Origin of the sequence: Streptomyces sp. NPDC048295 (assembly GCF_040652135.1) — a bacterium.
Lineage (GTDB): Bacteria > Actinomycetota > Actinomycetes > Streptomycetales > Streptomycetaceae > Streptomyces.
The window spans coordinates 353177-375357 of record NZ_JBEZLL010000003.1 but is presented as its reverse complement, the minus strand read 5'-3'; the positions used below and the strand labels follow the sequence as shown (position 1 = coordinate 375357).

Genomic DNA, 22181 nt, shown 5'->3' with positions numbered 1-22181 from the left:
GACACGCCCCGTCCCGGTCGGGGCGGCCCGTGCCCACCTCTCGATTCTGTCCGCCGTCCCCGACTTCGGCCACCGCCTGTGGACAACACCAGGACGACAGAAGGCCAGCAATGCGACATATAGGTCATATTTAAGCCTAGTGTGACATTGCGCTGTCCACAGCGGTTGCGCTTTCTGCCCTCATGGTCCATAGACCGACCGGGAAGGACGGCCCATCCACATGCCCGCAGACCTCGCAGTCATCGGACTCGGCCACCTCGGCCTGCCCCTCGCCCAGGCCGCCGTGGCCGCAGGCGTGCAGACCATCGGCTACGACACCGATCCACACGCCTACACGGAACTCTCCGCCGGCCGCACCCCCGTCGAGGGATCGCTCACCGCCTCCGAGATCCGCCGGATGCTCTCGGGCGGCTTCCGGCCCACCACCGACCCGGCCGAACTGGGCCGGGTCCGCACCGCGGTGATCTGCGCGCCCGCCCCCCTCGGCGCCGACCGCACCATCGACCTCACCGCCGTCGGCGACGCCGCCCGCGCACTCGCCGCCCGGTTGCGCCCGCACACCACCGTGCTGCTGGAATCGGCCGTGCCGCCCGGCACCACCGAGAACTACCTGCTGCCGCTGCTGGAAGAGGGCTCGGGGCTGCGCGCCGGCCGCGACTTCCACCTCGCCTGCTCCCCCAGCCGCCTCGACCCCGGCAACCGGAACCACGTCTACGCCAACACCCCCAAGGTCATCGGCGGCCTCACCCCCGCCTGCACCGAGTCCGCCGCCGCCTTCTACGGCCGGCTCACCGACAAGGTCGTCCGGGCCCGCGGGCCGCGCGAGGCCGAGATGACGAAGGTCCTGGAGACCAACTTCCGGCACGTCAACATCGCCCTGGTCAACGAGATGGCGGTGCTCTGCCACGACCTCGGCGTCGATCTGTGGGACGTCATCCGGTGCGCCGAGACCAAGCCCTTCGGCTTCCAGCCGTTCCGCCCCGGCCCCGGCGTCGGCGGCCACGGCGCCCCCGTCGACCCGGGCTACCTCCCGTACAACAGCCGCACCCCCGGCCACCCCCTGCGAATGGTCTCGCTCGCCCAGGAGATCAACGACCGGATGCCGCAGTACGTGATCCAGCGCTGCGCCACCCTGCTGAACGAACACGGCAAGTCCGTCCGCGGCGCCCGGGTCCTGCTGCTCGGGGTCACCTACAAGCCCGACCTCGCCGACCAGGAGGGCTCCCCCGCCCGGGAGATCGCGAGCCGGCTGATGAACATGGGCGCCCAGATCGGCTACCACGACCCGCACGTCCTGGACTGGCGGGTGCGCGAGCTCCCGGTGCCGCGTGCCGACTCCCTGTACGAAGCGGCGTCCAGCGCCGACCTCACGGTGCTGCTCCAGCACCACCGTACGTACGACCTCCAGGGCCTCGCCGTGAAGGCCCAACTCCTCCTGGACACCCGGGGCGCGACCCCGGCGGGGGCCGCACACCGGCTTTAAACATCTCTCCCCAGGATTTCGGTAGGAGATGTCACAGGCTGCTGCTAGCCTGCGGCGTCACTTCTCGCACAGTCGTGCGCATCCGTCCCAGGGGGGATATCACCATGAGCCAGCCCGTGCCACCGTCGGACCAGCCGCAGCAGCCGTACAACGCCCAGCCCGGCGGCAACCCGTTCGCGGGCCAGCAGCCCGGCGCCCAGCCCGGCGGCAACCCCTTCGCGGGCCAGCAGCCCGGCGCCCCGTTCGGCGGCGCGCCCTTCACCCCGCCGGCCCCCGCACGCGACAACATCGGCCTCGGCCTGGTCGCCGCCGTCGTCGCGGCCGTCGTCGCCGCGGCCATCTACGGCGCCATCATCGGCGCCACCAAGCACGAGATCGGCTACGCGGCCGTGGGTGTCGGCTTCGTCGTCGGCTTCGCCTCGGGCAAGGTCGGCGGCCGCAACCCCGCGCTGCCGGTCGTCAGCGCCCTGCTCTCGCTGGTCGCCGTCTACTTCGGCCAGCTGCTCGGCGAGGCGATGATCGCGGCCAAGGAACTCCCGGTCACCGTCTCCGAGCTCTTCTTCGACCACTTCAGCCTGCTGAACGAGGCGTGGAAGGCCGACTCGAACTTCCTCACGTACGTCTTCTTCGTCATCGCGGCCGTCGCCGCGTTCTCCGGCGCCAAGAAGGCCGCCGAGTAGTCACGGACGCACACACGGGAGGGCCCGGACCGCCGTCGCGGTCCGGGCCCTCCCGTCATGCCCGAGACGTTCAGCGGCGGTGCTGCGAGTCCGCCACCGTGACCTCGACGCGCTGGAACTCCTTGAGGTCGCTGTACCCCGTCGTCGCCATCGCCCGGCGCAGCGCGCCGAAGATGTTCATCGAGCCGTCGGGGGTGTGCGAGGGGCCGGTCAGGACCTCCTCGGTGGTGCCGACCGAGCCCAGGTCCACCAGCTTGCCGCGCGGCACGTCCTCGTGGACGGCCTCCATGCCCCAGTGCCGGCCGCGGCCCGGCGCGTCCGTCGCACGGGCCAGCGGGGAGCCCATCATCACGGCGTCCGCGCCGCAGGCGATGGCCTTCGGCAGGTCGCCGGACCAGCCGACGCCGCCGTCCGCGATCACGTGCACGTACCGGCCGCCGGACTCGTCCATGTAGTCGCGGCGGGCGCCGGCCACATCGGCGACGGCGGTCGCCATCGGGACCTGGATGCCGAAGACGTTGCGCGTGGTGTGCGCGGCGCCGCCACCGAAGCCGACGAGGACACCGGCCGCACCGGTACGCATCAGGTGCAGGGCGGCGGTGTACGTGGCGCAGCCGCCGACGATCACCGGGACGTCCAGCTCGTAGATGAACTGCTTGAGGTTGAGCGGCTCGGCGGCACCCGAGACGTGCTCGGCGGAGACCGTCGTACCGCGGATGACGAAGATGTCCACGCCCGCGTCGACGACGGCCTTGGAGAACTGCGCGGTGCGCTGCGGGGAGAGCGCGGCGGCGGTGACGACTCCGGAGTCGCGCACCTCCTTGATGCGCTGCCCGATCAGCTCCTCCTGGATCGGCGCGGAGTAGATCTCCTGGAGGCGGCGGGTCGCCGACTCGACGGGCATCTCGGCGATCTCGTCGAGCAGCGGCTGCGGGTCGGCGTGCCGGGTCCACAGCCCTTCGAGGTTGAGGACGCCGAGGCCGCCGAGCTCACCGATGCGGATCGCGGTCTGCGGGGAGACCACGGAGTCCATGGGAGCGGCCAGGAAGGGCAGCTCGAAACGGTAGGCGTCGATCTGCCAGGCGATCGAGACCTCCTTCGGGTCGCGGGTACGGCGGCTCGGAACGACGGCGATGTCGTCGAATGCGTACGCCCGGCGGCCGCGCTTGCCGCGCCCGATCTCGATCTCAGTCACGATGGTGTGGCCTTTCCCTCTACGTCTGCGCTGTCCAGTATCCCCGACACACGGCGGAGGGGCGGTCCCGGGAACCCCGGACCCGCCCCTCCGCCGTGCAGTCGCGTTACTTCCTGCTGTAGTTCGGTGCCTCGACCGTCATCTGGATGTCGTGCGGGTGGCTCTCCTTGAGCCCCGCGGACGTGATGCGGACGAAGCGGCCCTTGGTCTCCATCTCGTCGATGGAGGCGGCGCCCACATAGCCCATGGTCTGGCGGAGGCCGCCGACGAGCTGGTGCAGCACGTTGGCCAGCGGGCCGCGGTAGGGCACCTGGCCCTCGATGCCCTCGGGCACCAGCTTGTCGTCCGAGGCCACGTCGGCCTGGAAGTAGCGGTCCTTGGAGTACGAGCGGCCCTGCCCTCGGGACTGCATCGCCCCGAGGGAGCCCATGCCGCGGTACGACTTGAACTGCTTTCCGTTGATGAAGAGGAGCTCGCCGGGAGACTCCTCGCAGCCCGCGAGAAGGCTGCCCAGCATGACCGTGTCGGCACCGGCGGCGAGCGCCTTGCCGATGTCGCCGGAGTACTGCAGACCGCCGTCCCCGATGACCGGGACGCCGGCCGCGCGGGCGGCGAGAGCGGCCTCGTAGATCGCGGTGACCTGCGGGACGCCGATACCGGCGACCACGCGCGTGGTGCAGATGGAACCGGGGCCCACGCCGACCTTCACGCCGTCGACACCGGCGTCGATCAGGGCCTGCGCGCCGTCACGCGTCGCGACGTTGCCGCCGATGACGTCGACGCCGACGCTGGACTTGATCTTCGCCATCCAGTTCAGCGCGTTGCTGTTGTGTCCGTGCGAGGTGTCGACGATGAGGAAGTCCACACCTGCCCCGGCCAGAGCCTGTGCGCGCTCCAGGGCCTCGGGGCTGGCCCCGACGGCCGCGCCGACGAGGAGACGGCCCTCGGCGTCCTTGGCCGCGTTCGGGTACTGCTCGGCCTTCACGAAGTCCTTGACCGTGATGAGGCCCTTGAGCACGCCCGCGTCGTCGACCAGCGGAAGCTTCTCGATCTTGTGGCGGCGCAGCAGCTCCATGGCGTCGACGCCGGAGATGCCGACCTTGCCGGTCACCAGCGGCATCGGCGTCATGACCTCGCGCACCTGGCGGCCGCGGTCGGACTCGAACGCCATGTCGCGGTTGGTGACGATGCCGAGCAGCTTGCCCGCCGGGTCGGTCACCGGGACGCCGCTGATGCGGAACTTGGCACACAGCGCGTCGGCCTCGGCCAGCGTCGCGTCCGGGTGCACGGTGATCGGGTCGGTCACCATGCCGGACTCGGAGCGCTTCACGAGGTCGACCTGGTTGACCTGGTCCTCGATGGACAGGTTGCGGTGCAGCACACCGACGCCACCCTGCCGCGCCATGGCGATGGCCATGCGGGACTCGGTGACCTTGTCCATCGCCGCGGAGAGCAGCGGAATGTTCACGCGTACGTTGCGGGAGATGCGGGACGAGATGTCGACTGCGTTGGGCAGCACTTCGGATGCGCCGGGCAGCAGCAGCACGTCGTCGTATGTCAGCCCGAGCGTCGCGAATTTCTCGGGCACTCCGTCGACGTTTGCAGTCATGACACCTTCCCCAAATGGCCTTGATCGGTGCGGATGTCCATGCTAACGGCCTTCGGGGGTGTCTCATTCCACGAGCAAGATCACCCAGAGGTTCTGTAGCTTCGTACGGAACCTTCCGTACGGGTCCGGCCGGGTCCGCTCACTGCTCGGCGAGGGCCCGCAGCCTGCTCAGGGCGCGGTGCTGGGCGACCCGGACCGCGCCCGGCGACATGCCCAGCATCTGTCCGGTCTCCTCGGCGGTCAGCCCGACGGCGACCCGCAGGACGAGCAGCTCGCGCTGGTTGTCCGGGAGGTTGGCGAGGAGCTTCTTCGCCCAGGCGGCATCGCTGCTGAGCAGGGCGCGCTCCTCGGGCCCCAGCGAATCGTCCGGGCGCTCGGGCATCTCGTCGGACGGTACGGCCGTCGATCCCGGGTGCCGCATGGCAGCCCGCTGGAGATCGGCGACCTTATGGCCCGCGATGGCGAACACGAAGGCTTCGAAGGGTCTGCCGGTGTCCTTGTAGCGCGGCAGCGCCATCAGCACCGCGACACAGACCTCCTGCGCCAGGTCCTCCACGAAGTGGCGGGCATCACCGGGCAGCCGGTTCAGCCGGGACCTGCAGTAGCGCAGCGCGAGGGGATGGACATGGGCCAGCAGATCGTGGGTGGCCTGCGCGTCGCCCTCGACGGCACGGTGCACCAGGGCACCGATTCCCGTCGTCTCGTCGTCGCGCATCGGACCATGGTGCCCCGGAGCCGCGTCATCCGTGCTGCCACGTCCGTAGTTGTGCACCGAAGCGTTATGAGCGGGTGCGCCGGAAGTCATGTCCTGCGCCCTCCCCTTCCGCTCGACCGAATCGTTCCCGAGGAACTCCACATCTCAAGGATGCGGCATCGGCCGGGAAGCTTCACATACCGTCGTCGCGACGGGCTCCACAGGTGAAGCGGAGCCCGCCCCGCGCACGTCGGTCACGTCGCCCCGTCCGCCGGAACGCGGACGGGGAAACCGATCGGGGTCCGGCCACGGCCGGACCTCAGCGGACCAGGCCCCAGCGGAAGCCGAGCGCCACGGCGTGTGCCCGGTCCGAGGCCCCGAGCTTCTTGAACAGACGCCTGGCGTGCGTCTTCACGGTGTCCTCCGAGAGGAACAGCTCACGGCCGATCTCCGCGTTCGAACGGCCGTGGCTCATTCCTTCGAGCACCTGGATCTCACGCGCGGTGAGCGTCGGCGCCGCACCCATCTCGGCCGACCGCAGCCGGCGCGGGGCGAGCCGCCACGTCGGATCGGCCAGCGCTTGGGTGACGGTGGCGCGCAGCTCCGCACGGGAGGCGTCCTTGTGCAGATAGCCGCGGGCGCCGGCGGCGACCGCGAGCGCGACCCCGTCCAGGTCCTCGGCGACGGTCAGCATGATGATCCTGGCGCCGGGGTCGGCGGAGAGCAGCCGCCGGACCGTCTCCACACCCCCCAGACCGGGCATGCGTACGTCCATCAGAATCAGATCCGAACGGTCGGCGCCCCAGCGGCGGAGGACTTCCTCGCCGTTGGCCGCCGTCGTCACCCGCTCGACGCCGGGCACGGTCGCGACCGCCCGACGGAGCGCTTCCCGGGCAAGCGGGGAGTCGTCGCAGACGAGGACGGATGTCATGACCGTCCTCCGCAGCTGATGCGCGTCACCTTGAGCCTCCAGGCTGTTACATGTCGTCACCTGTGCGGTTGACACTCTCGGACACCTGCCCGATCGCTTTTTTCGTCAACCGCTTCCGCCCTCTCAACGACGGTCACTCGAAAGAGTTACGGGTCGGACAAGCGGGTTCGGCACTCTACGTGAGGAAGCGCACACGGAGGAGAACCGGCGCGGATCATCCAACGCTCAACCGAAACTTCGTATGAAGGTATGCCCCATTTAGCGGGTTTTCTTCCCTTTTGCTGGTGTCTGTGGATAGATTCGCAATCAGTCATATTTACATCTACTTACACAGTAGATGTACGGTCGTGGGCACGGTCGATGACGGACGACAACGACGTTTCCGACTCAGCATGGTTTCGAGGGGACAAGCAATGGCAGATTTCTCCCGCCTTCCCGGACCCAACGCCGATCTCTGGGACTGGCAGCTGCTGGCGGCCTGCCGCGGAGTGGACAGCTCGCTGTTCTTTCACCCGGAGGGTGAACGCGGGGCAGCACGGAGCGCCCGCGAGCACTCGGCGAAAGAGGTCTGCATGCGATGCCCGGTACGCGCCGAGTGCGCGGCACACGCCCTGGCGGTGCGAGAGCCCTACGGAGTGTGGGGCGGACTGACCGAGGACGAGCGCGAGGAGCTCATGGGACGGGCCCGCAGCCGGCTGATCGCGGCGGCACCCTCGGGCGTTCCGTCCCCGTCCGGGCACGGCTGATCCCGCCGTACCCGTACCGCAACAACAGAATCGTTTCGGCAATTCACCCGGCCACGGCGAGGGCATGACCTCGGGGCCGGGCCATCGGCAGGCCGCTCAGCGGGCGGCCGCCAGGGACAGCCGGTCCAGGGTCGCCGCGACCGCCGGGACCTGGGCCAGGTCGGGCAGGGTCAGCGCGACGATCTCGCGCTCGATGGCCGGCTCCACCGTCACGGTGCGCGCCCCCTTGGGGCGTACCGACTCGATCGCAAGCTCGGGCAGCACGGCCACCCCTAGTCCGGCACCGACCAGGCCGACCACCGCCGGGTAGTCGTCGGTGGCGAAGTCGATCCGGGGAGTGAAGCCCGACTCCTCGCAGACCTCCACCAGCTGACGGCGGCAGCGCGGGCAGCCCGCGATCCAGGACTCCCCGGCCAGGTCGGCGATGTCCACCGCGGCCGAGCGCGAGAGCCGGTGTCCCTCGGGGACCAGGCCGATCAGCCGGTCGGTGAGCAGCGGGCGGACGACCAGGTCGTCCCACTCGGTGCCGGAGGTGCCGTAGCGGAAGGCCAGCGCGATGTCGCAGTCGCCCTCGCGCAGCATCTCGACCGAGCGCGGCGGCTCGGCCTCCACCAGCGAGACCCGGGTGCCGGGATGGGCCTCACGCAGTGCGGCGAGGGCACCGGGGACCAGGGTGGAGCTGCCGCTGGGGAACGAGACGAGCCGGACCCGGCCGACCCGCAGCCCGGCGATGGCGGCGACCTCCTCCTCGGCGGCGGTGAGCCCGGCGAGGATGCCGGAGGCGTGCCGGACGAGGGCCTCGCCCGCCTGCGTGAGGCGCATCTCGCGTCCCGTACGGATCAGCAGCGTGGTGCCCGCGGAGGCCTCCAGGGCCTTCATCTGCTGGCTGACCGCCGGCTGGGTGCAGCCCAGTTCGCGGGCGGCGGCGGAGAACGAGCCGGTGGCGGCCACGGCGCGCAGGACACGGAGATGACGGGCTTCGATCACCCCTCAACCATAAGCGAATCTTGGATCGTATGTGAATTATTGCCGCGCTTCTTTGGGGGGCGAGTGGTTAGCGTTCTCTTATGACATCCATGGAACCGGCAGAGCCGATGCGGCTGCTGAGCGTGAACACGGGACGGCCGGAGGCCGTCGGCCACACCGACGCCCCCGCGGGCCTGACCGGCATCGACAAGCGGCCCGTCGAGGGCTCCGTACTCGTCAGCGACCCCGGGCCCAAGGGCACCGGCGGCAGTGGCCTGGCCGGGGACGCGGTGTGCGACCTGCGCCACCACGGCGGCTCCGACCAGGCGGTGTACGCCTTCGCCCGTGAGGATCTCGACGGCTGGGAGCGGGAGCTCGGCCGCCCGCTGGCCAATGGCGCGTTCGGCGAGAACCTGACGACCGCCGGGCTCGATGTGAGCGGCGCGAGGATCGGCGAACGCTGGCGGATCGGCCCCGCTCTGGTGCTGGAGGTGACGTCGGGCCGGATCCCGTGCCGTACGTTCGCCGGTCATCTCGACGAGCCGCGCTGGGTCAGGCGGTTCACGCAGGCGGCCGCTCCGGGCGCCTACCTGCGGGTGATCGAGCCGGGTGAGATCCGGGCCGGGGACCCGGTCGAGATCGTGCACCGCCCGGACCACGACGTCACCGTGCGAATGGAGTTCCTCGCCTCCACGACGCGGCGGGAGCTGCTGCCCGAACTGCTCGCGGCCGGGGACGCGTTGCATCCCGAGGCCTTGCGTGCCGCGCTGAAGTACACCGGGAAGCCGGCGGCGGACAGCTGATCACGGCGTGGCGGACAGGCACTAACGTGCCGCGTATGACGACTGCACTGATTACGGGCGCGACCGCGGGGATCGGTGCCGCCTTCGCGCGGCGGCTCGCGGCCGACGGGCACAACCTGGTGCTGGTGGCGCGGGACGCCGAGCGGCTGCGCGAGCAGGCGACCGAGCTGCACGACCGGCACGGCATCGAGGCCGAGGTCCTGAGGGCCGATCTGTCCGAGGACGAGGGGATCGGCGCGGTCGAGGACCGGTTGACGGACCGTCGGCACCCGGTCGACCTGCTGGTCAACAACGCCGGGTTCGGCAACAAGGGCCAGTATCTGGAAGTGCCCATGGCCGATGAGCTGAAGATGCTGAAGGTGCACTGCGAGGCGGTGCTGCGGCTGACCTCGGCGGCCGCGGCCGGGATGCGGGAGCGCGGCCGGGGCGGGGTGGTCAACGTGGCCTCGGTGGCCGCGTTCGTGCCGCGCGGGACGTACGGCGCGTCCAAGGCATGGGTCGTGCAGTTCACCCAGGGCGCGGCGAAGGACATGGCCGGTTCGGGGGTGCGGCTGATGGCGCTGTGCCCGGGGTTCGTTCGGACGGAGTTCCACCAGCGGGCCGGGATGGGAACCGGCAACATCCCGGGCTGGATGTGGCTCGACGCGGACAAGCTGGTGGAGACGGCCCTGGCCGATCTGGCCCGCGGCAAGTCGGTCTCGGTTCCCGATCCCCGGTACAAGGCGCTGATGGGGCTCGTGAAGGTGACGCCGCGCGGCCTGCTCGGAGGGGTCACCTCCAAGACAGGCCGCAAGTACGGTCCTCGGTGAGCGGTCGGTTACCGCATCCCGCGGCCCGCGTAGGCGCCGATGTTGGGGGCGCCGGGCTTCAGTACGTTGCCGAAGTAGTCCTTGCCGCCGTTGTTCTCGATGACGGCTCCGGCGGCGAGGGCCGGCGAGCCGGCGCCGAGCCGGAAGTCGGCCCGGAGCTTCGGGTCGGCCGTGATGCCGCCGGGGTTCGGGCGGGTCATGTCGATGCCGTAGAAGGCGTTGTGGTCGAAGGAGAGCCCGGGGGTCGGGTTCTTGAAGGCGTAGCCGCCGGTGCCCTCGCTCACGAAGACGTTGTTGCGGATGGACAGTTCGTGCTGGGTGGTGGCGGGGCTGCCGGCGTCGTCCTGGACGAGGTAGCCGGGGATCTGCTCCTTGTTGTGGAAGGTGTTGTTGTAGATCTCGGTGCCCAGGATCGGGCCCCAGCAGTTCTGCACGAGGCGGGCGCCGTCGTTGCTGCTGATGTTGTAGCGGGCGACCGTGCCGATGGTCTTGGCGCCGCTGTACGGGCAGATCAGCAGGAAGCCACCCTTGTTGTCGTGGCTGTAGTTGTACTGGAAGACGGTGTTCTGGGAGGCGCCGTCGGCGTCGAAGGACATCCCGTCGTGGGTGTTGCCGCCGCCCGAGACCTCGTTGTACTCGACGGTCGTGTCGTCGGTGTTGAAGGTCCAGATGCCCGCGTTGGCGGAGGGCGAGCGGAGCTGGAAGCCGTCGACCCGGTTGTGGTCGACGCGGGCGCCGCTGGTCGTGTCGAGCTTCATGCCGTCGCCCGCCAGGGACTTCAGCGTGTTGTGGTGGATACGGACCCCGGTGCTGGGTGTCCACTTCCCCGGGTACACGTTCGGGTCCTGCTGCTCGCCGACCAGATCGCGCTTGGAGAAGGTCGACTTGAAGTAGATGCCCTCGCGGTCGACGTCCTCGATGCGGTTGTTGCCGATGTCCAGACCGTCGTACCAGCTGGCCTTCGTCCTGCCCTCGACCGCGATGTGGATCGCGCTGGAGCCGGAGACCGTCTTGTAGTCGCCGCCGCGCACATCGTGGATGTAGAGGCCGGAGATGTCGAAGCCGCGGGCGACGCCGTAGTCGGTGAGGCGGAGCCGGACGCCGTTGCGCTCGCTGCCGGGGTTGTCGGCGTTGGTGATCTCCAGCGCCTTGAGCTGCACGTACTGGGTGTTGGCGAGCAGGACGACGTCATGGGCGCCCGCGCCGTCGAGCCTGGCGCGGGCCGGGCCGTTGCCGTAGTCGGCGATGGTGAACGGGGCGCGGGCGGAGCCGGTGCCGGTGGGGGCGAGGGTGCCGGTGCAGGTGGCGCCGCGCTTGAACAGGAGGCGGTCACCGGGGCCGTAGGTGTGCGCGTTGGCCTCGGCGAGCGAGGTCCAGGGGTGCTGCTTGCCGCCGGTGGCGCCGGCCGGGTCCGCGGCGCAGTCGACGTAGAAGGTACGGCCGGTGGGCGCGGCCTGTGCGGCGGTCTGGCTCGCGACGGTCAGGCCGCCGGCGGCCGTCAGGGCCGCGAGCGCCGCAGCGGTGACGCGATGTCTCACAATTCCTCCGTACGAACAGTCGGGGTCGGGACGGACTGTCGGGGGGGGGCGGACAGTCGGGGTGGGGGCGGGACAAGCCCGCACCGCCGGAATCCTGGACTCGGATTGATCGAACGTCAATGGATACCGTTTGAATGATCGAAACTCCCATCGTTCGATCAAGTTGGTCTAGGGTTTTCTGTTGGACCAGGCCGGATCGGGGAGCGGGTCCGGACCACACACTTGCGAGGGGACTGCCGCCGTGCGCGAAAGTGCTGCTGAACGTCATGACCGCCTGCTCGGGCTGGTACGGGAACGGGGTTCGGCCCGGGTCTCGGACCTGGCCTCGCAGCTGGGCGTCTCGCCCGTCACGGCCCGCCGGGACGTGGAGGAGCTGGCCGGCCGCGGCCTCCTCGACCGGGTCCACGGATCGGTGTCCTGGCCGCAGGAGAGCGTCCCCGGCGCCGCCGCCGGACCCGGCTCCACGGGCAGCGGTCTGGTCCTCGGCATGCTCGCGCCCTCGTCGACCTACTACTTCGCGGAGGTCATCCGCGGCGCCCACGAGGCCGCCGCGAAGGCCGGTGCCCGGCTCATCCTGCGGATCTCCGACTACCGGCCGCAGGAGGACCAGTCCCGCACCGAGGGGCTGCTCTCCGCGGGCGCCGAGGGGCTGCTGGTCGCGCCGGGCTGGCAGGACCCGGGCGACCCCGCCGCGTTCGGCGACTGGATCGCCTCGCTGCCCGTGCCGACCGTGCTGCTGGAGCGCCGGCCCACCGCGGGCTCCCCGCTGGACGGCCTGGACCGGGTCTGTTCGGACCACGCCCACGGAGTGCTGCTGGCCGTCCGCCACCTGGTGGACCTCGGGCACGGGGCGCCGCTGCTGATGGCCCGCGCGGACTCCCCGACCGCCGTCGCGGTGCGGTCCGGATACGCGGAGGCCCTGGCCGTGCTCGGGCTGCGCGCACCGCAGGACGTGATCGATTCCGTACCGGCCGAACTCGCCCCGGACGCCTTCGAGCAGGCCGTGCAGGCGCTGCGCGAGGCGGTCCTGTCGGGGGTGGCGACGGCGGCGCTGATCCACAACGACGTGGACGCGATCCAGGTGGTGCAGCGCCTGGCCGAACTGGGCGTGCGGGTGCCGGAGGACCTGGCCCTGATCGCCTACGACGACGAGGTGGCGGCGCTCGCGGACACCCCGCTGACGGCGGTGGCGCCGCCCAAGCGCGAGGTGGGCCGGCACGCGACGGAACTGCTGGTGGAGCGGCTGGGCCAGAGCGGGGACGTACCCCGGCGGCATCTGACGCTGCTGCCGCAGCTGAGGATCAGGGACTCGTGCGGGGCGCGCCTGCCGTAGGCGCGCGAGCGGCCCCGGGAGCAGGCGTCGCGGCGGCCTTCCCGCCCGGTTTCGCGCCTGGCTCCCGCAGCCGGTTCCCGCGCTGTTCCCGTCCGGTTCTCAGCAGGTTCCCAGCGGGTTCCCAGCGGGTTCCCGTCCGGTTCCGCAGCGTACTCCGCCCGCTTCCGGACGTAACGTATCTGATCTTTTTTCGATCAATCGATCTTTCGCTCTTGACTTCGGTCACAACTGGTCCAAGGATCACGGCCAACGCCAATGTCGCCGCCAGTTCAGGAGCCTCGCTGTGAGCCGCAGTCCGAGCAGAACGTCCCTCGCCGTAGTCGGCACCGCCACCGCCCTCGCCCTTCTCACGGCCTGTGGCGGCAGCGGCGACGACGACGCAGCCGTCGGAAGCGACGGCAAGCCCGTCAGCATCACCTTCTGGGGCTGGGCCAAGGGGTCCAAGGAGGTCGTTGACGCGTTCAACGCCTCGCACAAGAACATCAAGGTGGTCTACGAGGAGATCCCGTCCGGCAACGCGGGCGGATACGCCAAGATCTCCAACGCGGTGAAGGCGGGCAACGCCCCCGACCTGGTCTCCATCGAGTACCCGCAGCTTCCGGAGTACGTCAGTCAGGGCGCGCTCCAGGACATCGGCCAGTACTTCACCGAGGACATCCGGAAGAAGCTGCTGCCGCAGGCGGTCGAGCTGACGACGCTCGGCGGCAAGAACTGGGCCGTTCCGTTCGACGCCTCGCCGCAGTCCTTCTACTACCGCAAGGACCTGTTCGAGAAGTACGGCGTCGAGGTCCCCAAGACCTGGGACGAGTTCCGCAAGGCCGCCGAGAAGATCAAGAAGGCCGACAAGAAGGCCCGGATCGGCACCTTCTTCCCCGATGACCCGACCACCTTCCAGGCGATGGCCTGGCAGGCCGGCGCCCAGTGGTACAAGCCCGAGGGCGACACCTGGAAGGTCAGCACCGCCGACGCGGCCACCAACAAGGTCGCCGACTACTGGCAGGGTCTGCTCGACGACGAGCTGATCCGCTCCAACGCCTCGTTCAGCCCCGAGTGGACCAACTCGCTCAAGAACGGCGGCACCGTCGGCTACCTCGGCGCCGCCTGGGGCGCGGGCGTCCTCAAGGGCACGCTCCCCGAGCAGAGCGGCAAGTGGGCCGTCGCCCCGATGCCCAGCTGGGACGGCAAGCCGGCCAGCGGCATGCTCGGCGGCTCCACCTTCGCGGTGACCAGGACCAGCAAGAAGGCGGAGGCCGCGGTCGAGTTCGCCACCTGGATGTCGACCACCGAGGAAGGCATCAAGGCCCGCATCGAGTCCGGCACTTCGAGCGCCTTCCCGGCCGCGGCGGCCCTGCGCCCGGTGGCCAAGAAGTCCTTCGACGCCGGGTTCTACGGCGGCGAGGACATCTACCAGGTGTTCGAGGGCGCCGCGACGTCGATCGGCCAGAACTGGAGCTGGGGCCCGACGACCGGCACGACGAACACCACCATGAAGGACCAGTTCGGCAAGGTCGCGAGCGGCGGCACCACCATCAAGGACGCCGTGAAGGCCGGGCACGACGCCACGGTCGCCGAGCTGAAGAAGCGCGGTCTGAAGGTCGAGGACGCAGGCTGATGAAGCGCGCCCGGACGAACAGAGCCGCCGCCATCCTGCTGGGGCCCTTCTTCGTACTGTTCACCGTGGCCATGGTGCTGCCGATCGGTTACGCGGTCTGGCTCAGCCTGTTCACCGAGAAGCAGTCCGGCCTGGGCTTCGGCGGCACCGAGACCGTCTTCAGCGGACTCGACAACTACACGGCGGCCCTGGGCGACCGGGCGTTCCGCGAGGGCTTCGGCGTACTCCTCGGATACTGCCTGTTCTACATTCCGCTGCTGCTCGTCGGAGCCCTCGCCCTCGCCCTTCTGCTGGACTCCACGCTGGCCCGCGCCCGCCGGTTCTTCCAGCTCGCGCTCTTCCTGCCGCACGCCGTGCCCGGCATCATCGCCGCGCTGATCTGGGTGTACCTCTACACCCCGCAGCTCAGCCCGGTGGTCAGCGCCATGGAGTCTGGCGGAATCGGCTTCGACTTCTTCTCCCCCGAAGGCGCCCTTCCCTCCGTCGTCAACATCGCGCTGTGGGAGTGGCTCGGCTACAACATGGTGATCTTCTATGCCGCGTTGCAGGCCATCGACCGCTCCGTACTCGAAGCGGCCACGGTCGACGGGGCCGGTGCCTGGCGCACCGCGCTCTCCATCAAGGTGCCGCTGATCCGCTCCTCCCTCGTGATGGTCGCGCTGTTCACGGTCATCGGCTCGCTCCAGCTGTTCACCGAGCCGCTGATCCTCAACAAGGGGACCGGATCGGCCGTCTCCTCCACCTGGACGCCGAACATGTACGCGTACACCGCGGCCTTCGAGCGCAACGACTACGGTCTCGCCGCGGCCGCCTCCATCCTGCTGGCGCTCACGGCCGCGCTGCTGTCCTTCGTCGTCACCCGCTTCACCGGCCGGAAGGGCAAGAAAGCATGAACTCCCCCGCCTCCCGCGGCCGCTGGATGTCGAAGACCGCCGTCAACGGCTTCCTCGTGCTCGCCGTCGTCTACATGCTCTTCCCCCTCGTCTGGCTGGTCACCGCCGCCACGAAGGACACCGGCGGTCTGCTCGCCGGCAACGCCTTCTCCTTCGAGGGCTTCAACCTCGGCCAGAACCTGTCCGACCTGGCCTCCTACGGCGACGGCATCTACTTCCGCTGGTACCTCAACAGCCTCATGTACGCGGGCGGCGGGGCGATCGTCTGCTCGCTGATCTGCGTGGCCGCGGGATACGCCTTCGACAAGTACGAATTCCGGGGCAAGGAGAAGCTCTTCGGCCTCGTACTGATGGGTGTGCTCGTGCCGACCACGGCGCTCGCCCTGCCGATGTATCTCCTGGCCTCCAAGACCGGCCTGGTCAACACCTACTGGTCCGTGCTGATCCCGGTGCTGGTCAACCCGTTCGGCGTGTATCTCGCGCGGGTGTTCAGCACCGGCTACATACCGAACGAGGCCCTGGAGGCCGCCCGTATCGACGGGGCCGGCGAGCTGCGCGTCTTCTGGTCCATCGGACTGCGCATGGTCATGCCGGGCTTCGTGACGGTCTTCCTCTTCCAGTTCACCGCGATCTGGAACAACTTCTTCCTCCCCCTCGTGATGCTCTCGGACCGCAAGCTCTTCCCGCTGAGCCTCGGCCTGTACTCCTGGAACACCAACACCCACGGCGAGCCGAGCTTCTATCCGCTCGTCGTCACCGGCTCGCTCCTCGCCGTCATCCCCCTGATCGTCGCCTTCGTCTCGCTGCAGCGGCACTGGAAGGCCGGACTGACCGCCGGCAGCGTCAAGTGACTCTCACCGCGAGCCCTGAGGAGTACGAGTTCCACCATGCCCCACGCCACTGACAACCGGCCGACGGCCCTGCTCGCGATGGGCCCCGGCATCGCCGACCGCCTCCTCGCCGACCGCCACCGCACCCGGCTGGCCGAGCTCACCCGTACCGACCCGTACCTCGTCGGCCACGACCTGGCCGCCCCGACGCCCGAGGTGGCCGCCGCCCTCGCCGAGGCCGAGGTGCTGTTCACCTGCTGGGGCGCGACACCGCTCACCGCCGGGGTCCTGGCGGCCGCGCCCCGGCTGCGGGCCGTGGTGCACGCCGCGGGCTCCGTCAAGCACCACATCACCGACGCCTGCTGGGAACGCGGCATCGCCGTCACATCGGCGGCCGGGGCCAACGCCCTGCCGGTCGCCGAGTTCACCCTCGCCACGATCCTGTTCGCCGGCAAGCGGGTGCTGCACACCGCGCACCGCTACCGCGATCTGCGCGCCGACCACGACTGGCTCGCGGAGCTCGACGGGGCGGGCAACTACCGCCGTACGGTCGGCATCGTCGGTGCCTCCCGCATCGGCCGGCGCGTGATCGAGCTGCTGCGCCCCTTCGACCTGGACGTACTGCTGTACGACCCGTACGTGGACGGCCCGGAGGCCGCGCGGCTCGGAGTGCGGCTCACCTCGCTCGACGAGCTGTGCGCGAGCAGCTCCGTCGTCTCGGTGCACGCGCCCCAGCTCCCGGAGACGCACCATCTGATCGGTGCGGCGCAACTGTCCGCCATGGCGACCGGGACGACGCTGATCAACACGGCGCGGGGTTCGCTGGTCGACGAGGAGGCGCTGCTGGCCGAGCTGACGACCGGCCGCCTGCAAGCGGTGCTGGATGTGACGGACCCCGAACTCCCGCCCGCGCAATCGCCGTTGTACACCCTGCCCAATGTGCTGCTCACCCCGCATGTCGCGGGTTCGCTGGGCGATGAGCTGCACCGGATGGCCGACCAGGCGCTGGACGAGCTGGAGCGCTTCGCGGCCGGCCTGCCCTTCGCGGACCCCGTGCACTCCGGGAGCCTGAGCCACTCCGCCTGAGCCACTCCGCCCGAGCCGTTCCGTCCGAGCCTTCGGACCACTGCGGGCCCGGTCGTCCCGAGCCGTCGGAAAGCCCCTGCCTCACTAGACTGGAGGCATCCCATCCGGAACGTGCGACCGGGAGATGCCATGAGATTCGTACAAGTTATCGACTGCAAGACGGAGCGGTTCGAGGACATGGACCGTCTCATGGACCGCTGGGCCGAGCAGAACCGGGGCACCCGGGCCGCCACGCACAGCCTGGTCGGCAAGGACCGCTCCGACGGGTCCCACTACGTGGAGATCATCGAATTCCCGTCGTACGAGGACGCGATGGCGAATTCCGGGCTGCCCGAGACCGAGCGGATCTTCCGGGAGATGGTGGCGCTCTGCGACGGCATGCCCTCCTTCACCGACCTCGACGTGGTCCGCGACGAGCAGCTGAACCAGGCGCAGGCCCGCCGCTTCTTCCACGAGATCGCCGTCGGCGGTCATCTCGACGCCATCGACGAGGTGTTCGCGGCCGACTACACCGACCACGGCATCGCGAGGCCGGAACGGACCATGGTCGGTTCCGGCCGGCTGCGCGCCGACGTCGCCCGCTGGCGGGCCGCCTTCGACTTCACCTTCGAGCTGGACCGGCAGATCTGCGGGGGTGACGACGTCGTGACGCTGTGGACCTGGACCGGCACCCACAAGGGCGCGTTCATGGGCATCGCCCCCACGGGCAGGCAGTGCGTCATGACCGGCACCACGATCTTCCGGTTCGAGGACGGCAGGATCAAGGAAGGCTGGTGGCACGAGGACCTCATGGGCCTGATGCGCGAGCTGGGCGCCCTCGACGGGACCGCGGCGCGCGCCTGAACGCCCGAAGGCCCCCTGTCCCTCCGCCGAGCGGTGGGACAGGGGGCCTTCTGCGGCTGTGCGCCCTGAACGGCTACGCGTCAGTGCGAGTGGCCGTGACCGCCGTGGGCGGCCTCGGCCTCCTCCTCGGCCGGCTTCTCGACGACCAGGGTCTCGGTCGTGAGCAGCAGCGACGCGATGGACGCGGCGTTCTCCAGCGCGGAGCGGGTGACCTTGACCGGGTCGATGACGCCGGCCTTCACCAGGTCGCCGTACTCGCCGGTCGCGGCGTTGAAGCCCTGGCCCTTGTCGAGCTCGGAGACCTTCGAGGTGATGACGTAGCCCTCGAGGCCGGCGTTCTCGGCGATCCAGCGCAGCGGCTCGACGGCGGCGCGGCGCACGACCGCGACACCGGTGGCCTCGTCGCCGGTCTTGTCGAGGTTGCCCTCCAGGACCTTGACGGCGTGGACCAGAGCGGAGCCACCACCGGAGACGATGCCCTCCTCGACCGCGGCGCGGGTCGCGGAGATGGCGTCCTCCAGACGGTGCTTCTTCTCCTTGAGCTCCACCTCGGTGGCGGCACCGACACGGATCACGCACACGCCGCCGGCCAGCTTCGCGAGGCGCTCCTGGAGCTTCTCGCGGTCCCAGTCGGAGTCGGTGGCGTCGATCTCGGCCTTGATCTGGTTGACCCGGCCCTTGACGTCGCCGGGCTCGCCGCCGCCGTCCACGATCGTCGTGTCGTCCTTGGAGACGGTGACGCGGCGGGCGGTGCCCAGCACGTCCAGACCGGCCTGGTCGAGCTTGAGGCCGACCTCCTCGGCGATGACGGTCGCACCGGTGAGGGTGGCGATGTCGCCGAGCATGGCCTTGCGGCGGTCACCGAAGCCCGGGGCCTTCACCGCGACGGCGTTGAAGGTGCCACGGATCTTGTTGACGACGAGGGTCGACAGCGCCTCGCCCTCGACGTCCTCGGCGATGATCAGCAGCGGCTTGGAGCCACCGGCCTGGATGACCTTCTCCAGCAGCGGGAGCAGCTCCTGGATCGAGCCGATCTTGCCCTGGTGGATCAGGATGTACGGGTCGTCGAGGACGGCCTCCATACGCTCCTGGTCGGTCACCATGTACGGGGACAGGTAGCCCTTGTCGAAGGCCATGCCCTCGGTGAAGTCGAGGTCCAGACCGAAGGTGTTGGACTCCTCGACGGTGATGACACCGTCCTTGCCGACCTTGTCCATCGCGTCCGCGATGAGCTCGCCGACCTGCGGGTCCTGCGCGGAGAGCGCGGCCACGGCGGCGATGTCGGTCTTGTCGTCGATCGGCCGGGCGGTCGCGAGGAGCTCCTCGGACACGGCCTTGACCGCGGCGTCGATGCCCTTCTTCAGGGCGGCCGGGGAGGCACCGGCGGCGACGTTGCGCAGGCCCTCGCGGACGAGCGCCTGGGCGAGCACGGTGGCGGTGGTCGTACCGTCACCCGCGACGTCGTTGGTCTTGGTCGCCACCTCCTTCACCAGCTGGGCACCGAGGTTCTCGTACGGGTCGTCGAGCTCGACCTCGCGCGCGATGGTGACACCGTCGTTGGTGATGGTGGGAGCGCCGAACTTCTTGTCGATGACGACGTTGCGGCCCTTGGGGCCGATCGTCACCTTGACCGTGTCGGCAAGCTTGTTGACGCCGCGCTCAAGGGCGCGACGGGCGTCCTCGTCGAACTTCAGGATCTTCGCCATGGGAGCTGAGCTTTCCTCTCGAACGAACTGCGCCCCCGACCACCCGGCTGGTTATTCGCGGGGGCCAGGGGCGCAGAACAGAAGCAAACGTGGGTGAATTACTTCTCGATGATCGCGAGCACGTCGCGAGCCGAGAGGACGAGGTACTCCTCGCCGTTGTACTTCACCTCGGTGCCGCCGTACTTGCTGTACAGCACGACGTCGCCGGTCTTGACGTCGAGCGGAAGGCGCTCGCCGTTCTCGAAGCGGCCCGGGCCCACGGCCAGGACGACGCCCTCCTGGGGCTTCTCCTTGGCGGTGTCCGGAATGACCAGGCCGGAGGCCGTGGTCTGCTCGGCGTCGAGCGGCTGGACCACAATGCGGTCCTCGAGCGGCTTGATCGCAACCTTGGAGCTGGCGGTCGACACGATCCGGTCTCCCCCTTCGGAGATCTCACGGGGTAACAGTCTTGGGGTGGCGACCAGGTCGATCCGTCGTCGCGGGTGCCGGACCTGCCAGTCGCGCAGTACTGCTGGCACTCTCCAGTGGTGAGTGCCAGCACCGAGACTATGACCGCGATTAGCACTCGGTCAAGCGGAGTGCCAATTCGAGCGATCGTGGCGTCGCCGGCGGGCGGCTCCGACGGCCCTGGAGGCGACGACCGGGGCACGGTCCGGACAACAGTCCGGACAACATGAGGACAACGTACGGACGGACCGGTCCGTTCCGTACGACCGTGTGGACATGACCCGCCCTTCCCCCTCCCCACGGCCGGACCAGCGGTCCGGGCCGCGGCCGTACGCGTCGCGCGCCGTGAACGGCTGCCTCGATGTGGTGCTCGGACTGCTGATGGTCCTTCTGGAGGCACTGATCTGTGCGGTCGCCGCCCTCCAACTGGCCCTTTCGCGCACGGAACCCGGCGGCACGAAGGCGGCAGGCCCACCGCCGATGGACTGGACACCCGTCCTCGTCTTCGGCGCGATCGCCGCGGTGACCTGTCTGTTCGGCGTCGTGCTGATCCGCAGCAACTGGCCCTGGGCGGGAGTGATCCAGCTGCTGGCGGCGCTGGTGCTGTGCATGGTGACGGTGCAGGCCGGGCACGGGGACTACCGCCGCTCGCACCCGGCGCCCGCGCCCGCCCCCTCGGACGATCCGGGCCGGACCGGCCACCAGTGCCTCAGCGGCGGCGACAGCCGCGAGTGCCGGGACTCCGGCGGCTGACGGCAGGAGATCACGACCGTCGACCCCGGCTCGCCGTGATCGCCGCGGGCCGACGGACCCGCCGCAGGCGTGGGCGACGGATGGTGCACCCGCTGTGCGGCCTTGCGGCCCAGCCGTTCGATCGGGTCCACCGACTGGGCGCAGCCGGTGGCGGCCACCAGCGCACCGGCCACCAGCAGTCCGGCCAGCAGCCGGTGCGCGCCCCTCATACGTAGTCCTCCAGGCGGGCCACGGCGTAGCCCCGGTCCGTGACGGTCTTCATGACCGCCCGGACCAGGTCGGCCATGCTGCCGCCCCATTCCGCGCGGCCCCGGAAGTGCGTGAGGATGATGTCGCCGGGGTGCAGGTCCTGGTCCCCCTCGCGCCACTCCATGTGGTCCGGGAACGCCTCGGCGTTCCAGAGGGGCACGGCCTTGATCCCGCAGGACTTCGCGATGCGGAGCGTGTCCCCGTTGTAGTTGCCGTACGGCGGGCGGAAGAGCCTGGGCCGCTTCCCGAACTGCTTCTCGATGATCTCCTGCTGGCCGCAGATCTCGCGCTTCTGCCCGGCGTACGAGAGGCCGGGCAGATAGGGGTGGTTGAGCGTGTGGTTGTTGAGGGTGACGCCCAGCCGCTGCGCCTCGCCGAAGTACCCGTAGTTGTCGCTCACCTCGTAGTCGCTGAGGAACGCGCTGTACGGGATGTCCAGTTCGTCCATCATCTGCAAGAGCTCGGGGTCCTTCTCGGAGCCGTCGTCCATCGTCAGGAAGACGACGCGGTCCTTGGTCGGGACGGTGGTGAAGACCGGCGGCAGCGAGTCGTCGCCACCCTTCACCTCGAAGCCCTCGCGGGTGGTGATGCGCGGCTTCACGGCGGGCGGCCGCGGGGCGATCAGCGGCGGCTTCCCCAGCCCCCACTTCTTGGCGAGTGCCGCCCGCACGGCCGGGCTGAACTTCGCGTTCTCATGGGCGCCGGGCGCGCGGTCCTGGCCGGCGAGCCGGCCGGGGCCGCCCGGATGCCCGGCGGCGGGGTCCGGGGCGGGGTCCCCGCCCGGGTGCCCGGCGGCCGGCCGGTCCCGGTGCTCGGTGTCGCCCGGCTGCCCGCCGGACCCGGAGGCGCAGCCGGAGCCGGCCGCGGCGACCAGGAGCGCGACCAGGACGGCGCAGGCGGGCCGGCGCCCGCCGGGGCGCCGCCTCCGCCCGGAATCGGGCGTGGCCGATCCGCTCCGTTTCATGGTCATTTTTT

General features: G+C 70.0%; 21 protein-coding genes. 12 read left to right on the top strand and 9 right to left on the bottom strand.

The features are described from left to right. Window positions 1-220 precede the first annotated feature (220 nt). Together AB0D53_RS06370 and AB0D53_RS06365 are read left to right on the top strand one after the other, a co-directional pair. Complete coding sequence (locus AB0D53_RS06370; RefSeq protein ID WP_362440824.1) at window positions 221-1483, top strand: nucleotide sugar dehydrogenase; 1263 nt, start codon at window positions 221-223, stop codon at window positions 1481-1483. A gap of 104 nt (window positions 1484-1587) precedes the next feature. Beyond that, a complete protein-coding gene (locus tag AB0D53_RS06365; RefSeq protein WP_362440821.1) occupies window positions 1588-2163 on the top strand; it encodes a hypothetical protein in 576 nt (191 codons plus the stop codon). 70 nt (window positions 2164-2233) lie between these two features. Here AB0D53_RS06365 and AB0D53_RS06360 read toward each other — a convergent pair whose 3' ends face one another. From AB0D53_RS06360 to AB0D53_RS06345, 4 genes are all read right to left on the bottom strand, one after another. Continuing rightward, window positions 2234-3358 (bottom strand): GuaB3 family IMP dehydrogenase-related protein, encoded by a 1125-nt coding sequence (locus tag AB0D53_RS06360; RefSeq protein ID WP_072486665.1) that lies wholly within the window; start codon window positions 3356-3358, stop codon window positions 2234-2236. Between the two features lie 106 nt (window positions 3359-3464). Then, window positions 3465-4967, bottom strand: coding sequence for an IMP dehydrogenase (guaB, locus tag AB0D53_RS06355; protein ID WP_329818701.1), 1503 nt, complete (start codon window positions 4965-4967; stop codon window positions 3465-3467). Window positions 4968-5106: 139 nt separating this feature from the next. After that, window positions 5107-5682, bottom strand: a complete 576-nt coding sequence (locus AB0D53_RS06350; RefSeq protein ID WP_072486721.1) for a sigma-70 family RNA polymerase sigma factor — start codon at window positions 5680-5682, stop codon at window positions 5107-5109. 298 nt (window positions 5683-5980) lie between these two features. Next, window positions 5981-6592 carry a response regulator transcription factor gene (locus tag AB0D53_RS06345; RefSeq protein ID WP_003948568.1) on the bottom strand — a complete coding sequence of 204 codons (612 nt, stop codon included), beginning with the start codon at window positions 6590-6592 and terminating at the stop codon, window positions 5981-5983. Between the two features lie 413 nt (window positions 6593-7005). On the opposite strand from AB0D53_RS06345, the gene AB0D53_RS06340 reads away from it, so the two are divergent. Continuing rightward, the gene (locus AB0D53_RS06340) at window positions 7006-7338 is read left to right on the top strand and encodes a WhiB family transcriptional regulator (RefSeq protein ID WP_329818700.1); all 333 of its coding nucleotides are present in this window, start codon (window positions 7006-7008) and stop codon (window positions 7336-7338) included. Between the two features lie 96 nt (window positions 7339-7434). Here AB0D53_RS06340 and AB0D53_RS06335 read toward each other — a convergent pair whose 3' ends face one another. Next, window positions 7435-8325: a LysR family transcriptional regulator gene (locus AB0D53_RS06335; protein WP_362440815.1), complete on the bottom strand. Its 891-nt coding sequence runs from the start codon at window positions 8323-8325 to the stop codon at window positions 7435-7437. Between the two features lie 107 nt (window positions 8326-8432). Here AB0D53_RS06335 and AB0D53_RS06330 point away from each other — a divergent pair, with 107 nt between their 5' ends. Further along, window positions 8433-9107 (top strand): MOSC domain-containing protein, encoded by a 675-nt coding sequence (locus AB0D53_RS06330; RefSeq protein WP_362441058.1) that lies wholly within the window; start codon window positions 8433-8435, stop codon window positions 9105-9107. A 35-nt stretch (window positions 9108-9142) separates the two neighbouring features. Then, window positions 9143-9916 carry an SDR family oxidoreductase gene (locus tag AB0D53_RS06325; RefSeq protein WP_362440812.1) on the top strand — a complete coding sequence of 258 codons (774 nt, stop codon included), beginning with the start codon at window positions 9143-9145 and terminating at the stop codon, window positions 9914-9916. Between the two features lie 8 nt (window positions 9917-9924). Here the strand turns inward: AB0D53_RS06325 and AB0D53_RS06320 are convergent, their stop codons facing one another. Beyond that, a complete protein-coding gene (locus AB0D53_RS06320) occupies window positions 9925-11454 on the bottom strand; it encodes a right-handed parallel beta-helix repeat-containing protein (protein WP_362440809.1) in 1530 nt (509 codons plus the stop codon). Window positions 11455-11695: 241 nt separating this feature from the next. On the opposite strand from AB0D53_RS06320, the gene AB0D53_RS06315 reads away from it, so the two are divergent. The 6 genes from AB0D53_RS06315 (at window position 11696) to AB0D53_RS06290 (ending at window position 18051) form a co-directional block, all read left to right on the top strand. Then, window positions 11696-12787 (top strand): substrate-binding domain-containing protein, encoded by a 1092-nt coding sequence (locus tag AB0D53_RS06315; protein ID WP_362440806.1) that lies wholly within the window; start codon window positions 11696-11698, stop codon window positions 12785-12787. A gap of 283 nt (window positions 12788-13070) precedes the next feature. Continuing rightward, window positions 13071-14399, top strand: a complete 1329-nt coding sequence (locus AB0D53_RS06310) for a sugar ABC transporter substrate-binding protein (RefSeq protein ID WP_362440803.1) — start codon at window positions 13071-13073, stop codon at window positions 14397-14399. Then, entirely contained in the window at window positions 14399-15292 is an 894-nt protein-coding gene (locus AB0D53_RS06305) for a sugar ABC transporter permease (protein WP_362440800.1), read from the top strand. The genes AB0D53_RS06310 and AB0D53_RS06305 overlap by 1 nt, the downstream gene beginning before the upstream one ends. Continuing rightward, window positions 15289-16143, top strand: coding sequence for a carbohydrate ABC transporter permease (locus AB0D53_RS06300; protein ID WP_072486674.1), 855 nt, complete (start codon window positions 15289-15291; stop codon window positions 16141-16143). The genes AB0D53_RS06305 and AB0D53_RS06300 overlap by 4 nt, the downstream gene beginning before the upstream one ends. Before the next feature lie 36 nt (window positions 16144-16179). Then, complete coding sequence (locus AB0D53_RS06295) at window positions 16180-17208, top strand: hydroxyacid dehydrogenase (RefSeq protein WP_362440795.1); 1029 nt, start codon at window positions 16180-16182, stop codon at window positions 17206-17208. 129 nt (window positions 17209-17337) lie between these two features. Continuing rightward, window positions 17338-18051, top strand: coding sequence for an ester cyclase (locus AB0D53_RS06290; RefSeq protein WP_362440792.1), 714 nt, complete (start codon window positions 17338-17340; stop codon window positions 18049-18051). An 80-nt stretch (window positions 18052-18131) separates the two neighbouring features. On the opposite strand, the gene groL is transcribed toward AB0D53_RS06290, so the two are convergent. Both groL and groES read right to left on the bottom strand, forming a co-directional pair. Then, the gene (gene groL, locus AB0D53_RS06285; protein ID WP_093540721.1) at window positions 18132-19757 is read right to left on the bottom strand and encodes a chaperonin GroEL; all 1626 of its coding nucleotides are present in this window, start codon (window positions 19755-19757) and stop codon (window positions 18132-18134) included. A gap of 98 nt (window positions 19758-19855) precedes the next feature. Beyond that, window positions 19856-20164 (bottom strand): co-chaperone GroES, encoded by a 309-nt coding sequence (gene groES, locus AB0D53_RS06280; protein ID WP_018101172.1) that lies wholly within the window; start codon window positions 20162-20164, stop codon window positions 19856-19858. A gap of 316 nt (window positions 20165-20480) precedes the next feature. On the opposite strand from groES, the gene AB0D53_RS06275 reads away from it, so the two are divergent. Continuing rightward, complete coding sequence (locus AB0D53_RS06275; RefSeq protein WP_362440789.1) at window positions 20481-20957, top strand: DUF6234 family protein; 477 nt, start codon at window positions 20481-20483, stop codon at window positions 20955-20957. A 205-nt stretch (window positions 20958-21162) separates the two neighbouring features. Here the strand turns inward: AB0D53_RS06275 and AB0D53_RS06270 are convergent, their stop codons facing one another. Then, window positions 21163-22170 carry a polysaccharide deacetylase family protein gene (locus AB0D53_RS06270; RefSeq protein WP_362440786.1) on the bottom strand — a complete coding sequence of 336 codons (1008 nt, stop codon included), beginning with the start codon at window positions 22168-22170 and terminating at the stop codon, window positions 21163-21165. Window positions 22171-22181: the final 11 nt, after the last annotated feature.

Excerpts from the sequence above, each read along its gene's own strand:
- AB0D53_RS06370 (WP_362440824.1), top strand. The coding sequence starts at position 221 with ATGCCCGCAGACCTCGCAGTCATCGGACTCGGCCACCTCGGCCTGCCC.
- AB0D53_RS06365 (WP_362440821.1), top strand. The coding sequence starts at position 1,588 with ATGAGCCAGCCCGTGCCACCGTCGGACCAGCCGCAGCAGCCGTACAAC.
- guaB (WP_329818701.1), bottom strand. The coding sequence starts at position 4,967 with ATGACTGCAAACGTCGACGGAGTGCCCGAGAAATTCGCGACGCTCGGG.
- AB0D53_RS06350 (WP_072486721.1), bottom strand. The coding sequence starts at position 5,682 with ATGCGCGACGACGAGACGACGGGAATCGGTGCCCTGGTGCACCGTGCC.
- AB0D53_RS06345 (WP_003948568.1), bottom strand. The coding sequence starts at position 6,592 with ATGACATCCGTCCTCGTCTGCGACGACTCCCCGCTTGCCCGGGAAGCG.
- AB0D53_RS06340 (WP_329818700.1), top strand. The coding sequence starts at position 7,006 with ATGGCAGATTTCTCCCGCCTTCCCGGACCCAACGCCGATCTCTGGGAC.
- AB0D53_RS06330 (WP_362441058.1), top strand. The coding sequence starts at position 8,433 with ATGCGGCTGCTGAGCGTGAACACGGGACGGCCGGAGGCCGTCGGCCAC.
- AB0D53_RS06325 (WP_362440812.1), top strand. The coding sequence starts at position 9,143 with ATGACGACTGCACTGATTACGGGCGCGACCGCGGGGATCGGTGCCGCC.
- AB0D53_RS06305 (WP_362440800.1), top strand. The coding sequence starts at position 14,399 with ATGAAGCGCGCCCGGACGAACAGAGCCGCCGCCATCCTGCTGGGGCCC.
- AB0D53_RS06300 (WP_072486674.1), top strand. The coding sequence starts at position 15,289 with ATGAACTCCCCCGCCTCCCGCGGCCGCTGGATGTCGAAGACCGCCGTC.
- AB0D53_RS06295 (WP_362440795.1), top strand. The coding sequence starts at position 16,180 with ATGCCCCACGCCACTGACAACCGGCCGACGGCCCTGCTCGCGATGGGC.
- AB0D53_RS06290 (WP_362440792.1), top strand. The coding sequence starts at position 17,338 with ATGAGATTCGTACAAGTTATCGACTGCAAGACGGAGCGGTTCGAGGAC.
- groL (WP_093540721.1), bottom strand. The coding sequence starts at position 19,757 with ATGGCGAAGATCCTGAAGTTCGACGAGGACGCCCGTCGCGCCCTTGAG.
- AB0D53_RS06275 (WP_362440789.1), top strand. The coding sequence starts at position 20,481 with ATGACCCGCCCTTCCCCCTCCCCACGGCCGGACCAGCGGTCCGGGCCG.
- AB0D53_RS06270 (WP_362440786.1), bottom strand. The coding sequence starts at position 22,170 with ATGAAACGGAGCGGATCGGCCACGCCCGATTCCGGGCGGAGGCGGCGC.